Here is a 14,186-nt window from a genome sequence, read left to right on the forward strand (position 1 = left end):
AGGCTAAAGACATTCAGTCAATAACGGGAATAACGGTTCAACCAAAAACGGACAACCTGTAACAAAAAAACAAGCAACCAGCAACATAAAACCCAAAACCTTAAACTTTGAACTCTATTTATGAATACCTTTGTACCTTTATTTTAATCATCCCTTATATATTATATTATGAAGATTGCATTTTTGGGACCTCATGCCAGTTTCACCCAGCTTGCCGCAGCGCAGCTGTTTCCTGATGAAGAGCTATTACCACAAGCCAGTATTCTGGATTGTTTTAAGGCTGTTGAAAACGGAGAAGCAGTAAAAGCTGTTGTACCATTGGAAAACTCTATTGAAGGAACAGTTTCTATGACGCTGGACTATTTATATAAAACCCCGTCTATTAAGATTGAAGCAGAAGCGGTAATGCCTATTGCACATCACCTGATGATTCACCCGGAAAACTCTATAGAGAATATTGAAAGAATATATTCACATCCACAGGCTCTGGCACAGAGCTTCCATTTTCTGGATACGAATTATAAGGAGATCCCGAAGCAGGATTTCTCTTCTACAGCTGCTGCCGCAAAATTTGTTTCAGAGAACAGAGAAACTGCCATTGCTGCAGTTGCCAACCAGTTCGCGGCCAATTTATATGGACTGAAAATCATCAACCGCAATATTCAGGATTTCGAACAGAACCATACCCGGTTTATCATTATCTCCAAACAAAAAAGCACGTACCAAAATAACAATCTTGAAACTTTAGGAGAAAAAGCAGGCATGCTGATCACTCTTCCGGAAGATCATCCCGGTGGTTTACATCAGGTTTTATCGGTTTTTGCATGGCGAAAGATGAACCTCAGCAAAATTGAATCCAGAACATTAAAAACCGGGCTGGGTAATTATTTCTTCTTTATCAATGTGGAAGGACCTTGGGAAGAAGTCTTACATGGAAATGCTCTCAAAGAGCTTGAATCTATCAATGCGAATGTTGATTTTCTTGGAAACTACAAAGAATTCCTCTTGGAAAGTTAAAAAAAGTCAATAAATACACTAAAAAACACTGCCATTAAAGCAGTGTTTTTGCTTTTAAACCTACTAAAATCCGGAAAAAAAACAATTTTTACAAAGAAATATCCGGTCTCCGAGACCTTTCTTTTACCATAAAAATAACCCACACAACGGAGATAAATACGATTCCTTAAATCCCTTATAAACAGACGGTTAATAACCGTATAAATATAATAACTCGTAATTAAATTATGTAATAATATTATTGAAAATATAAACATATGTTTAAATATATTACATCATATTAATATTAAAATTATAAATTTCACAATGCTGGAAGCGATTTTTGTTGTATATTTGCTAAGCAACTAATTAAAAATCTTGATCATGAAAACTAAACTTTACAGCTTAATGTTGGCATGTGCAACCTTACCTTTATTTTCACAAGTTGGTATCAACACATCTGCTCCAACTGCAACTTTAGATGTTAATGGAACACTGAAAGTTAGAGATACGCCCGCAGCTACAGCATTACCTGGCTATCAGGTTTTAGCAATTAACCAGGGAAGCACTCAGGTTTACTCCGTAGACCCAGCATTATTAATCGCAGCATCTGATACAAACACCACTGTTTATGCTGCAAAGAAGACAGCAGGAATCAGCCTTCTAAGCCTTGGCCTTTTTCCTTCAGGATTCAGAGCTGTTAACTTCTTAGCAGCAGAAAGATCCTTAGGATCTGCAAGCTTATTCAGCGACACAGATAATACCTATACAATTCCATCCACAGGTGTTTATGCCGTAGGCTTTGCATTTCGTTATGGATCCGGATTACAAGCTTCAATACTGGCCAATAGCCCAGGAGTTGGTATTGTAAGAACAAGAGCTGGCGTAGCAACTACTATAGATAGCCGTCCGTTCAGTGGTGCTAACCTAATTTTATTAAGCCTGACGATTGCCGAAACTTCTATTAATTCAATCTATTCCTTCCAGGCAGGAGACAAAGTTTCATTTGGTCTTGTAGGATCAACAGCATTGGACGTAGGCTTATTAGGATCCAGTATTGCTTCATTCTCCATTTACAAAATATCAAACTAGTAAAACATATTGTTAGTTATCTATACCATTTAACCCATCACTTATACTGTGATGGGTTAATTTTTTAATTAGCTTCTCAAACATTTCTTTATATTTGATAAAACTAATGAAATGAATGAACTTGTTGCTGTCATCATCCTTATAGTAATCTTCATCATTTTCAACAATCTGAATACTAAAATCAGAAGACTTGAAAAGGAAATCTCGGACCTTAATCATAAAATCAATAAGGCCCCGGCTCAATCTGAAGTGATTCATCAAAAGATTTCAGCAGAAGAAACTATCGTACCTCAGCAAGTACAATCTCATCAAACTGTTCCTGAAGCAATAAAAAATGGAGGAGAAAATGAAGAAATCCCAACACCAGCTCAAAAAGACTGGCTGACTCCTGTTTTTGATTTTTTAAAACAAAATGCACTTACCATCATTGGTATTTTTACCCTTGTTTTGGGAATCGGTTATTTTGTAAAGTACGCTATTGATAAAAACTGGATCGGAAAAACAGCAAGAGCAGGTATAGGTTTTTGTACCGGAGCAGGAATTATTATTATAGGGCACTTCCTCAGAAAGAACTATACAGCATTTGCATCTATTATTACCGGAGGCGGAATTACTGTGTTATATTTTACAGCCACCATTGCTTTCCGGGAATATCATCTCTTTACACAGAATACAGCCTTTGTTACCACCGCACTCATTACGGCCGCCTCTATTATTCTATCCTACTATTATAAAAGTGAAGTTTTAATTATTTTCTCGTTAATAGGAGGCTTTAGTGCCCCTTTAATGATCAGTACCGGGCAAAGTAACTACCCTTTCCTTTTTATTTACCTGACTCTTTTAAATATTGGAATGCTGGTCGTCTCTTTTCTTCAGCACTGGAAAAGCGTGGGCTGGGCTGCCTATATTTTTACAACTGCCTATCTCTTTTATTGGACGAATGAGAGCCCGGAACTTTTAAGCATTACTTTTTACATGATCAGTTATGTAATTTTCTATCTTTTTGCCCTGCATGATTACATCAGGAAAGGTATACTTTCAACATCTGATATTTTAATACTTGCTTTTGCTAATTTTTCGAGTGTTCTGGGACTGCTCTACATTTTTGATACTTTAGGGTATGAACCTCCAATTATTTTTCCCCTTATTTTTGCCGCAGTCAATTCTATTCTGCTTTTCAGAGAATATGGACGGAAAAACTCCGGCGCTGCATATTCTGTATTTGCCGGACTGGTTACCAGCCTTATCACCATTGCCGTAGCCATTCAGTTTAAAACCCACCTCATCACCAGTATCTGGGCAATAGAAACTACCCTGCTGCTTTTCATCTGGAAAAAAACAGGTCATAAAATTTTCAAGACTTTCTTTTATATCCTTTTTCCATTGGTTATGATTGCTCAGATTGTTACCTGGACAGAGTATCTGGGAGCAACAAATTTTAATATCATATTCAATCCTCCATTTATTACCAGTTCGTTTACCATCATTTCCATAATGATCAATTTATATTTATTAAGGAATAAAGGAATAGATTCACAGGAGAAAGTCAATACCTTTTTTGAAGATCTCATTACCGTGATCAGTTATGGAGTTATTTATATCAGTTTTCTTCTTGAGATCACGTATCATGTTTCAGAAATGCCCTGGTCAGCAATTGTCAGCATAGGACTGCTATTCAGTATTTTTTATCTTTTTGTATTATTGCTTTTCAGAAAACCACTGTCTATCAGAGGTGATATTCAGGCCATTCTGATCTATCTGTTTTTCGTTCTGATAACCCTTAATACATCAGTTTCTACACTACCAGTTATTACGGCTGTTTTAACAAAAAAGCTCCATTTAAGTTTTTACGTACTGCATCTGCTTCAGTGGATTCCTTTTATATATGTATGTTCCAGGATTATTCCTTCATCAGAATTTCACAAAGCACGAATTTCTTACTGGATCTTATCTTTGGCACTTATCATTTCCGTAAGCTGTGAGCTCCATCATTCCTATGTTTTAATGGTTTCCAATGATATTCCTCATTCTTATGAAGCAAGCGCACATTTCAATATTCTTTACCTTCCAATTATATGGACTGTTCTTGCCAGTATCTTTATTTATATGGGATTGAAAAAGAATATTCAGGAATATAACAAGGTTGGTTTTGCATTGATAGGCCTCATGGTTTTAAAACTTTATGGTTATGATGTATGGCAAATGGATAATATTTCCAGAATCAGTGCCTTTATTGCCCTGGGAATTATCTTATTATTAAGTTCTTTTGCCTTCCAACGGCTGAAAAATATCATCAGAAATATGGTTGATAAAAAAGGCAAAAGCGAGGAAACTACAGACTGATAATCAAGATAAAAGTTTTTATTATAAATAAAATGTAAAACAAACTAAGATTTCATTCACATTTTATAAAAAATAACTATATTTATCACGTTTTTAACAGTTACATATTCTGATTATGAAAAAATTACTCTATTCTTTTTTATTACTCTCATCTGCCACTTTATTTGCACAGCAAAAAAATCCTGCCGTGAAGTTTGCAGTTGCTGACAACGCTGTCGGAACAGTAGAATTGTTCAATGCGAAAAAGAACGTATTGCAGGTTTCTAAAGTATACAATACTCCGGCAAGTTTTCCCCAAAGTTTAAAAAAATACAGTTCTGTTTTTACAAAAGGGGTGACTGAGTACAAATTCAAAAACGGAGAAAATATATTTGACAGAATGCCATTATCCGACATCAACATACAATATAATATTCCGGCAGACAATCCGGTATTTATTGAAGGTTATGAATTTACAGATACCAGCACAGTGATCTATCCCGAGATCAAGAAAAGAGCAGAAACAAAAGATCATAACGGTAAGAAAACACTATTTATTTACACTACCGAATAACCTGAATAATATAAAAAGGATGCCGTTTTTCAGCATCCTTCTTTATTTTTAATATTTATTGTTCCATTTTTTCTTAAGTTCCTCGTAAATCTTCTTTTCCGTAGAATTGTTACCGGGTTCATACAATTTCACATCCCTGATTTCCTCAGGTAGAAAATCCTGTTCTACAAAATTCCCTTCGTAAGAATGGGCATATTTATATTCTTTTCCATAGTCCAGATCTTTCATCAGTTTTGTAGGAGCATTTCTCAAATGAAGCGGTACAGGCAGATTTCCGGTTTGCTTCACCAAAGCCAGCGCATCATTAATGGCCATATAAGCAGAATTGCTTTTAGGAGAAACCGCAAGATATACGGCTGTTTCACTTAATATAATCCTCGCTTCAGGATTCCCAATTACATTGATTGCCTGAAAACAATTGTTGGCAACCACCAGCGCATTCGGATTGGCCAGTCCCACATCTTCAGCAGCCAGAATAAGCATTCTACGGGCAATAAACTTAATATCTTCTCCTCCGGCAATCATCCTTGCCAGCCAATAAACAGCCCCGTTAGGATCACCTCCACGCATTGACTTGATAAAGGCTGAAATAATATCATAATGCTGCTCACCGTTTTTATCATACAGCGCCATTGTTTCCTGAAGAACTTCAAGAACATCAGTATTGATGATTTCCGTGGTATTTGAATTTTTATATTGATTCAGAACCAATTCTACAGAATTGATTAGCTTTCTGGCATCACCTCCCGAATACTGAATGAAAGCTTCTTTCTCAAGGATTTTAAAATCAGTCTCTTCATCTTTATTATATCTTTCAGAAGCAATATCAATCAATTCCTCAAGCTTTTCATAGCTCAAGGCTTTTAAAATATAGACCTGGCTCCTTGAAAGCAAAGCAGAAACCACTTCAAAGCTCGGATTTTCTGTAGTTGCTCCTATCAGAACAATCCAGCCTTTTTCTACGGCATGCAGCAATGAATCCTGCTGGGATTTATTGAAACGGTGAATCTCATCAATAAACAGGATGGGAGATTTCCCCGAAAACAGATTCTGCTTCTTGGCATCATCAATCACATCACGAACATCTTTTACTCCGGAAGAAACAGCAGAAAGTTTGTAGAATTTCCTTCCCGACTGTTCTGAAATAATTTCAGCCAATGTTGTTTTCCCGGTTCCGGGAGGTCCCCAGAGAATCAGCGAATTCAGGGTGTTATTTTCAATCATTTTTCTGATTGTTCCTTTATCGCCGGTAAGGTGTTCCTGCCCCAACACATCGTTCAGGGTTTTGGGTCTTAATTTTTCAGCTAATGGGATATTTTGATTCAAAGTAATTCTATTTTTAAGATCAATGTTCCGGATTTTTGATCTCCGAAACTTATAACAAAATTAAACTAATTTTCATTTTTTTACCCTATTTTTGCATTGTTTTGAAACTTACATTCAATAAAATCATTACATTTCCGCTGGTAATTTTGATAAAATTTTACCAATGGTTCATCTCGCCCTTACTTCCCAAAAACTGCCGTTACGAACCTACCTGTTCTCATTATATGATCGAGTCGCTTCGTGTTCATGGGATATTTAAAGGTTTCTGGCTGGGATTTAAAAGAATTCTGAGATGCCATCCATGGGGAGGCAGCGGTTATGATCCCGTTCCACCCAAACATAAATGTCAATAATAAAACTATTAAATCAATAGAATAATGAATACTATTTTTTTCAGAATTTATCTTGTGCTGTTTGCGTTTACAACGCAGCTTCTTTTTGCACAGGAATACCCTGGAGGTTTATCAGACGGAACTTTAGATATCAACGGAAGCAATGTTCCGGTAAAAATCTATTCTACCACAGAAATGGGAGACCTGACCGCTTTTCCGGACAGAGCCATTAATAATAACGTTGTGGTTATCCTTAACGGATCCAGCCTTGAACCTTCTTATTATAATTATGCAGCTTCAGCATTGGCAAGATTCAAAGATTCCAAATACCAGTTTTTTGATAAAAACTTTAAGCTGATTAATGTTCCTGCTAACCAAGAGAATGTTACAACGTTCAAATATGCGGTAAAATCTGCAAAACCTATCACAGATTCTGATAAAGTAGAGCTTGAAACTTCTTTTAAAATATGGGATCCTTCCAAAGGAATTCATATTGGGTCATTTACCCTTCATTTTTATAGTTTGATGTTTGTATTTGCATTTGGTTTCGGATATGTTTTAATGACCCGAATCTTTAAGATTGACAATATTAACCAAAGATACCTGGAACCTCTTTTCACATGGACTTTAATCGGGACGATCCTCGGCGCAAGATTAGGACATGTTATTTTTTATCAGCCGGAATTATTTAAAGAAGATTTCTGGAGTGTATTTTTACCCATAAGCACAAAAAACGGTTTTAAATTCACTGGATTTTCAGGACTGGCAAGTCATGGCGCTACTATCGCTTTGATTTTTACTACCCTTTATTATTCGTTTAAAATCATCAAAAAAAATCCGTTCTGGGTATATGACAGATTAGGAATTGTAGTTGCTCTGGGAGGCGCATTTGTAAGAATGGGGAACTTTTTCAATTCTGAAATCGTTGGTAAGCCTGCAGATCCAAACTCACCTTTTGCCCTGCTTTTCCCACAACAGAGCAGTGAATATGGTCTTACCGTACCCCGTTATCCAAGCCAGCTATTTGAAGCCGCAGGATATGTTCTTCTTTTCATTTTATTATGGACACTTTACAGAAAAACAGATAAAAAATATCAGCAGGGATGGTTATTCGGTTTGTTCTTTATTATTCTCTGGGCCATCAGATTTTTTGTTGAGTTCCTTAAAGAGCCGCAAGGTGACGAATTCATCCAGATTGGAGGTCTGAATACAGGCCAGGTACTTTCTATTCCGTTTATGATTGCAGGAGTTGTTATCATGATCATTTCTAAGAAATTTAAGATCACTCCTGAAGAAAATGAAAAACCTGAATATATTGAAAAAGCGTAAGCACACACTGGAAATCGAAAAACTCTAGTTTTAAAGATAAAAAGGCAAATCTGTAGTAGTACAGATTTGCCTTTTCCTTTTAGGTTTATCTTAAAAGCCATTCAGCTCATTCTTTTACAAACTCTTCACAACTTTCCTGTTCAGCTCCCCGAAAACATTTCCGAATTCACCAATAACATCTGTAGGAAGCATAGATTCTTTTGAATGTCTTTCCGAAGCAAGATCAGCCGATCTTCCATGGAGCCACACCCCTAAAATACAGGCTTCTTCTTCAGAATACCCCTGCGCTAAAAGTGAGGTCAGAATTCCGGTAAGGATATCTCCGCTGCCTCCTTTCGCAAGACCTGCATTCCCGGTTATATTGTAAAATACATTTCCTTCCGGAGTAACAACCTGTGTATGATGATCTTTCAATACAATATAAATATGATGCTCTTCTGCTTTTTCTCTGGCGAGGTCTAGCCTTTTAAAAGAATTTTCTGTACTTCCGAAAAGCCTTTCAAACTCTTTGGGATGGGGAGTAATGATTGATTTTTTGGGGATCAATTTCAGATTTTCTGATTTTTCAGAAATAATATTCAATGCGTCGGCATCCAGAATCAATGGGTTAGTATAATTTTTCAGAAAGCTTAAAAAACTTTTTTCAGTATCCGAATGAGTTCCCAATCCCGGTCCTATGCCACAGGTAAAGTCTTGGTGTACCTCAAAGTTTGTTACAAACCGCTTTCCACCTGCTATAAACATAGCCTCCGGACATGAGGTCTGCAGTATCTCATATCCACACTCCGGTGCCAGCGTAAAGGTCAGGCCTGCGCCTGTTTTCAAAGCTGATTGTGTAGCCAGAACAGCGGCTCCCATTTTTCCGTAACTCCCTCCTATAACTGCAGCCTTTCCAAAGCTTCCTTTATGGGAAAACTCATGTCTGGGCTTGAATATGGATTCTATCAACTGATCACTGATAATAAAGTATTCTGCATCCGTCGTATCAGAATAGGTTTTGCTTAAATCAATATCCAGTACTTCTACTTTTCCGGTATATTTTCCGGTTTCGGGATGAAGGAATGTTCTTTTCCAGCATTGGAAAGTCAGGGTATAATCAGACTTCAGAATAACAGGATCATTGTCAAATATTTCATCTGCAGATAACCCGGAAGGAACATCGATGGATATTTTAATATTTTTTTGAGCGTTCAGCTGCTCTGCAAGTTCTTTGTACTCTCCTTCTAACGGTCTGGACAAACCTGTTCCGAAAAGAGCATCAATGATGATTGTTTTATCATCAAAATTATAGTGCTCGCCCGGATCATATTTTCTGACCGAAATTCCTGATATATCACGAAGTCTTTTCAGGTTCACCAAAGCATCTTCCGAAAATTTCCGTTTGGACTCCCCTACAAATACATCTACATCAAAACCTTTCAGGTATAGTATTCTTGCTACCGCCAGGCCATCTCCTCCATTGTTTCCGTTCCCACAAAATACAGCCAGTTTTTTATGATTTTTACAATGTTCCGAAATCCAGTGCGCCACCGCCATCGAAGCTCGTTCCATCAGTTGTATGGATGAAACCGGCTCATGGGAAATCGTAAACTGATCCCAGCTGCGAATCTGTTCTGCAGTAAAAATTTTCATAAGTAAAACAATCTTTTAAGCAAATTACAAAAGATTTTTCATTATGATGCCACCTCAATAATAAAAACATGAAGACCTCATGAATGAAATAAAGTATCTGTATAATGCTAAAATATTCATTAAACCTCATTCTATGAATTCATCATAAAACTCAATGTTTTGGGAATAAAAAACTATAAAAAGTAGTGTTTTTTACATTTTTAAATTATATTTTTGTGTATATACTAATTAAAAAAAAATATAAATTATGGGATTTGTAAAAGAATTTAAAGAATTTGCCTTTAAGGGGAATGTTCTCGATCTGGCTGTCGGTGTGATCATTGGGGCAGCTTTCGGTAAAATTGTTTCGTCTTTGGTAGAAGATGTAATCACTCCTCTGATACTGAATCCTGCATTGAAAGCAGCAGGTGCAGAAAACATTGCAAAACTTTCATGGAATGGGGTTGCTTATGGGAATTTTATTTCAGCCGTAATCAGTTTCCTTTGTATTGCCATGGTTCTTTTCTGGATCATTAAATTCGCCAATAAAGTGAACAAAAAAGAAGCTCCGGCAGCTGCAGGACCTACTGAAGATCAAAAATTACTGACAGAGATCAGAGATTTGTTGAAAAGCAAGAATATATAATCTATACTCTCACAACAGTTTAAAAATAAAAAAGCACCTCCATGGAGGTGCTTTTGCTATATCATTCCAGATTATTGAATCTGTAAAATACTTGAAATCTGCTCAGCCAGGGAAAGTCCTATCCTGTCTTGTGCTTCAAGAGTAGAAGCTCCCGTGTGAGGGGTAAGAGAGATTTTAGAATGACCCAGGATCTCTTTAGAAGGTGTTGGCTCATTAATGAAAACATCTAATCCTGCAAATCTTACTTTACCTGAATCCAATGCCTGAATTAAAGCAGCTTCATCAATAACTCCACCTCTGGAACAGTTGACAACAGCCACTCCGTCTTTCATGATTTCAAATTCATTCTTACCAATCATATAGCCGTCTTTCTGAGCCGGAACATGCAGCGTAATAAAGTCTGAATGTTTTAAAACCTCCTGTAAGGGCTCTGTTTCTATATCAACATTGATAAACTGGTTGTTATAAAACTTGACTTTGATGCTGGCTTTTCCTACATTATTATCAGCTGCAACCACTCTCATCCCAAGTCCTAAAGCTATTCTTGCCACTTCCTGCCCGATTCTTCCCATTCCTACAATACCAATGGTCTTTCCTCTCAGCTCGATACCGGCAGCATATGCTTTTTTAAGGCCTGCAAATTCGGTATCTCCTACCAAAGGCATTTTTCTGTTGGAATCCTGAAGAAATCTTGCTCCGGAAAATAAATGGGCAAAAACAAGTTCAGCCACCGATTCCGAAGAAGCTGAAGGAGTATTGATCACGTGGATTCCTTTTTCTCTTGCATAATCAACATCAATATTATCCATACCCACTCCACCTCTTCCAATAATGTCGAGAGACGGGCATCCGTCAATAATATCTTTTCTTACCTGCGTAGCACTTCTCACCAACAGAGTGCGGATTTTGTGCTCGTTAATATAATCTACCAAAAATTCCTGTGGAACTTTTGCAGTAATCACCTCAAAGCCTTTTTCTGTCAATGCATCTATTCCGGATTGATCCAGGCCGTCGTTTGCTAAAACTTTCATAAAATATCGAGTATATTAAAAAATGAAAGATTTAAAAATTAAAGGAACGGGTTCCCATTTAATCTTTAAATCTTTGAATTATATTTTTATTCGCCGTCTTCTTTGAATACTTCAATGGTTACTTGCTTTTCTACCAAATCTGTAAATCTTCCTTTGTACCTTGTAGCTCTTACCAGGTGATTGTCTATCCAGTGATAATTCCCCCCTCTTGGTTTTCCGCAAAGTACGCTGTGGTATTTGAAACCATGCTTATCCAGCCAGTCTATGGTAATTTGTTTCAGATTTTCGGTTCTTGAAGTAAAAAAGCAGATCTGATGCCCTTCATCATACCATCGGTTGATAGTTTCCAATGCATCGGGATAAGGTTCGCAGGTAACCATTCTTTCCGGTTCTTCGTTGGGAACGTCATCAGTAATGGTTCCGTCGATATCTATTAAGTAATTTTTTACGCCATCCTTTAGAATAGGGCTAATGTGTTCAATGTATTCTAATTCCATTACTAAATATTAAGTAACAAAGTTAGCGTTTTTACAACTATCCGGCACATTAATCTTAGTTTATGTTAAAAATATACTATAAAAACTACTATTTAAAGAATAATATCAATATTTTATCAACCATTTCAATACAAATAGTTAAAATTTTTCGTTTTGATATTTCTTTTTATGAGTAATATATAGGAACACATAAAAAAAGTAAAAGTAATTTGCAGATTTGCTCATTAATATTCTCTGTCTTTTCAACATGATTTACAAAAAGCATGATGTTTATCTAAAAATTTCCAAAATACATTTATTACTCTTACATTTGTAGGAATGGAAGAATTTGTCGTTTTAGTAAATCCTGAAGATGAAGTTTTAGGGCTGATGGAAAAACAGCAGGCTCACATCAATGGCCTGTTGCACCGTGCTTTTTCTGTATTTCTTTTCAACAGTAAAGGAGAAATGCTTCTTCAGAAAAGGGCTTCGGGAAAATATCATTCTCCCAATCAGTGGACCAATGCCGTATGCTCACACCCAAGAGATGGGGAAACTTATAAGGAAGGTGCAATACGCAGATTAAAGGAAGAACTCGGAATTGAAACAGAACTTTCAGAAAAATTCAATTTTATTTATAAAGCAGATGTGGGTGGTGGCCTTTGGGAGCACGAACTGGATCATGTGTTTGTGGGAAACCATGAAGCTGATTTCAATCTGAATAAAGAAGAAGTGCAAGAGGTAAGATTTATTTCTCCGGAAAATCTGGATAGAGAAATCTCGGAACATCCCGAAGACTTTACAGAATGGTTCAAAATCATCCTCGAAGAATATAAACACCATTTTTAATGATGAAAAAAATATTGCTTTTTTCTGCAATTGTAACGGGAAGTCTGTTTTTTGCCCAAAAAGCAAAAATATATGAGAATTCCAACTACTCTATTAACGTTCCTGACGGCTGGAAATCTACGAATGACAGTGAGATCATCAATATTTTTCCTACCAGCCAGATCGGGGCTATTACTATTTCGGAATATCATGATTTAGCACTTTCAAAAGAAGAAGTTAAAAAATTCATTCTGGCACTTTATCATTCACAAGATCAGGAGGACAAAGTAAAAGATAAAAGGGGCCAGAAAGGATATACAGAATATCTATATGAACACTTTGATGAAAAAGAGAAGCTGTTCTGGATAACCAAAGTTTTTCAAAAAGACAAAAACTTATATTTAGTTTCCATCAACTGTGGCCAGAAATTCTGGAACGGAAACTACATGACCCAATTCAATGAGACTTTTAACAGTTTTAAAATAAAGAAATAAAAATTAAATATGAAGAAAACAGCCTTGTACGACAAACATGTTTCTTTGGGAGCTAAGATCGTACCTTTCGCAGGTTTTGAAATGCCTGTTCAATATTCAGGGGTTACAGAAGAGCACTTTGCAGTAAGAGAAAAAGCAGGATTATTTGATGTTTCCCACATGGGACAGTTTTTCATCGAAGGGCCGGGTTCAAAAGATCTATTACAGTTTGTAACTACTAATAATGTAGATGCTCTTGAAAATGGAAAAGCTCAGTATTCTTGTCTTCCGAATGAAAACGGAGGAATTGTAGATGACCTTATCGTTTACAAAATGGAAGATGACAAATATTTCGTGGTTGTAAATGCATCCAATATTGACAAAGACTGGAATCATATTTCAAAATACAATACTTTCGGGGCTACAATGACCAATGCTTCTGATGAGATGTCATTATTGGCAGTTCAGGGGCCTAAAGCCACTGAAATTCTTCAAAAGCTTACAGAGGTAAATCTTTCAGAAATCCCTTACTACCATTTTACAGTGGGAAGTGTTGCAGGAGAAAATAATGTGATCATTTCAAATACCGGATATACTGGAAGCGGTGGTTTTGAGATCTATTTCAATAACGGAAGTGCCGAAAAACTTTGGGACGCGGTAATGGATGCCGGTAAAGAAGAAGGAATTATTCCTTGTGGATTGGCTTCCAGAGATACTTTAAGATTAGAAAAAGGATTCTGTCTTTACGGAAATGACATTGATGATACTACATCTCCTATTGAAGCTGGTCTAGGATGGATCACTAAGTTTGATAAAGATTTCGTTTCTAAAGATGTTTTCGCAAAACAGAAAGAAGAAGGTGTTGGAAGAAAATTAGTTGGTTTCGAATTGACAGACAAAGGAGTTCCAAGACATGATTATCCTGTAGTAGATGCTGAAGGAAATGTAATCGGAAAAGTAACTTCGGGAACACAGTCTCCAATGAAAAAGATCGGTTTGGGTCTTGCTTATGTGGACAAACCTCATTTTAAATTAGGATCTGAGATCTTTATTCAGGTAAGAAACAAGAACATTCCTGCAAAAGTGGTAAAAGCTCCTTTTGTATAATTGTTCAAAAAATATTGACAAAAAAGGATGTTCTCTGCTTTGA

14 protein-coding genes are annotated in these 14,186 nt (G+C 36.5%); 10 read left to right on the top strand and 4 right to left on the bottom strand.

Features of this window, described 5'->3' with window-relative positions; translation table 11 throughout:
* Positions 1-168: 168 nt before the first annotated feature.
* The 4 genes from pheA to FW781_RS13925 all read left to right on the top strand — a co-directional run bounded on the left by pheA (position 169) and on the right by FW781_RS13925 (position 4,984).
* Positions 169-1,017: a prephenate dehydratase gene (gene pheA / locus FW781_RS13910; protein WP_149387975.1), complete on the top strand. Its 849-nt coding sequence runs from the start codon at positions 169-171 to the stop codon at positions 1,015-1,017.
* Positions 1,018-1,380: 363 nt separating this feature from the next.
* Positions 1,381-2,088 (top strand): hypothetical protein, encoded by a 708-nt coding sequence (locus FW781_RS13915; RefSeq protein ID WP_149387976.1) that lies wholly within the window; start codon positions 1,381-1,383, stop codon positions 2,086-2,088.
* 111 nt (positions 2,089-2,199) lie between these two features.
* Positions 2,200-4,431, top strand: coding sequence for a DUF2339 domain-containing protein (locus FW781_RS13920; protein ID WP_149387977.1), 2,232 nt, complete (start codon positions 2,200-2,202; stop codon positions 4,429-4,431).
* Positions 4,432-4,546: 115 nt separating this feature from the next.
* Positions 4,547-4,984 (top strand): hypothetical protein, encoded by a 438-nt coding sequence (locus FW781_RS13925; protein WP_149387978.1) that lies wholly within the window; start codon positions 4,547-4,549, stop codon positions 4,982-4,984.
* 48 nt (positions 4,985-5,032) lie between these two features.
* Here FW781_RS13925 and FW781_RS13930 read toward each other — a convergent pair whose 3' ends face one another.
* Positions 5,033-6,310, bottom strand: coding sequence for a replication-associated recombination protein A (locus tag FW781_RS13930; RefSeq protein ID WP_149387979.1), 1,278 nt, complete (start codon positions 6,308-6,310; stop codon positions 5,033-5,035).
* A 101-nt stretch (positions 6,311-6,411) separates the two neighbouring features.
* Between FW781_RS13930 and yidD the strand changes: the two genes are divergently transcribed.
* On the top strand, positions 6,412-6,663 hold the full coding sequence (gene yidD / locus FW781_RS13935; protein WP_047423501.1) for a membrane protein insertion efficiency factor YidD: 252 nt from the start codon (positions 6,412-6,414) through the stop codon (positions 6,661-6,663).
* A gap of 444 nt (positions 6,664-7,107) precedes the next feature.
* Entirely contained in the window at positions 7,108-7,971 is an 864-nt protein-coding gene (gene lgt, locus FW781_RS13940) for a prolipoprotein diacylglyceryl transferase (protein ID WP_149388279.1), read from the top strand.
* A 114-nt stretch (positions 7,972-8,085) separates the two neighbouring features.
* On the opposite strand, the gene FW781_RS13945 is transcribed toward lgt, so the two are convergent.
* Positions 8,086-9,603 (bottom strand): NAD(P)H-hydrate dehydratase, encoded by a 1,518-nt coding sequence (locus FW781_RS13945; RefSeq protein WP_149387980.1) that lies wholly within the window; start codon positions 9,601-9,603, stop codon positions 8,086-8,088.
* Positions 9,604-9,850: 247 nt separating this feature from the next.
* Between FW781_RS13945 and mscL the strand changes: the two genes are divergently transcribed.
* Positions 9,851-10,228, top strand: a complete 378-nt coding sequence (gene mscL, locus FW781_RS13950) for a large conductance mechanosensitive channel protein MscL (RefSeq protein WP_149387981.1) — start codon at positions 9,851-9,853, stop codon at positions 10,226-10,228.
* A 71-nt stretch (positions 10,229-10,299) separates the two neighbouring features.
* Here the strand turns inward: mscL and FW781_RS13955 are convergent, their stop codons facing one another.
* Positions 10,300-11,259, bottom strand: a complete 960-nt coding sequence (locus FW781_RS13955) for a D-2-hydroxyacid dehydrogenase (protein WP_149387982.1) — start codon at positions 11,257-11,259, stop codon at positions 10,300-10,302.
* Between the two features lie 86 nt (positions 11,260-11,345).
* The gene (locus tag FW781_RS13960; protein WP_149387983.1) at positions 11,346-11,756 is read right to left on the bottom strand and encodes an LNS2 domain-containing protein; all 411 of its coding nucleotides are present in this window, start codon (positions 11,754-11,756) and stop codon (positions 11,346-11,348) included.
* 318 nt (positions 11,757-12,074) lie between these two features.
* Here FW781_RS13960 and idi point away from each other — a divergent pair, with 318 nt between their 5' ends.
* The 3 genes from idi to gcvT are packed head-to-tail and all read left to right on the top strand — an operon-like array spanning position 12,075 to position 14,143.
* On the top strand, positions 12,075-12,584 hold the full coding sequence (gene idi, locus FW781_RS13965) for an isopentenyl-diphosphate Delta-isomerase (RefSeq protein WP_149387984.1): 510 nt from the start codon (positions 12,075-12,077) through the stop codon (positions 12,582-12,584).
* Positions 12,584-13,057, top strand: a complete 474-nt coding sequence (locus FW781_RS13970) for a hypothetical protein (RefSeq protein WP_149387985.1) — start codon at positions 12,584-12,586, stop codon at positions 13,055-13,057. The genes idi and FW781_RS13970 overlap by 1 nt, the downstream gene beginning before the upstream one ends.
* Before the next feature lie 9 nt (positions 13,058-13,066).
* On the top strand, positions 13,067-14,143 hold the full coding sequence (gene gcvT / locus FW781_RS13975; protein ID WP_149387986.1) for a glycine cleavage system aminomethyltransferase GcvT: 1,077 nt from the start codon (positions 13,067-13,069) through the stop codon (positions 14,141-14,143).
* The last annotated feature ends 43 nt before the right edge of the window (positions 14,144-14,186 follow it).

It is taken from the genome of Chryseobacterium panacisoli (genome assembly GCF_008274625.1).
In the GTDB taxonomy this organism is placed as follows: Bacteria; Bacteroidota; Bacteroidia; order Flavobacteriales; family Weeksellaceae; genus Chryseobacterium; species Chryseobacterium panacisoli.

Coding starts and splice junctions, on each gene's coding strand:
- mscL (WP_149387981.1), top strand. CDS start 9,851: ATGGGATTTGTAAAAGAATTTAAAGAATTTGCCTTTAAGGGGAATGTT.
- FW781_RS13925 (WP_149387978.1), top strand. CDS start 4,547: ATGAAAAAATTACTCTATTCTTTTTTATTACTCTCATCTGCCACTTTA.
- FW781_RS13955 (WP_149387982.1), bottom strand. CDS start 11,259: ATGAAAGTTTTAGCAAACGACGGCCTGGATCAATCCGGAATAGATGCA.
- FW781_RS13915 (WP_149387976.1), top strand. CDS start 1,381: ATGAAAACTAAACTTTACAGCTTAATGTTGGCATGTGCAACCTTACCT.
- idi (WP_149387984.1), top strand. CDS start 12,075: ATGGAAGAATTTGTCGTTTTAGTAAATCCTGAAGATGAAGTTTTAGGG.
- FW781_RS13960 (WP_149387983.1), bottom strand. CDS start 11,756: ATGGAATTAGAATACATTGAACACATTAGCCCTATTCTAAAGGATGGC.
- gcvT (WP_149387986.1), top strand. CDS start 13,067: ATGAAGAAAACAGCCTTGTACGACAAACATGTTTCTTTGGGAGCTAAG.
- FW781_RS13920 (WP_149387977.1), top strand. CDS start 2,200: ATGAATGAACTTGTTGCTGTCATCATCCTTATAGTAATCTTCATCATT.
- FW781_RS13970 (WP_149387985.1), top strand. CDS start 12,584: ATGATGAAAAAAATATTGCTTTTTTCTGCAATTGTAACGGGAAGTCTG.
- pheA (WP_149387975.1), top strand. CDS start 169: ATGAAGATTGCATTTTTGGGACCTCATGCCAGTTTCACCCAGCTTGCC.
- FW781_RS13945 (WP_149387980.1), bottom strand. CDS start 9,603: ATGAAAATTTTTACTGCAGAACAGATTCGCAGCTGGGATCAGTTTACG.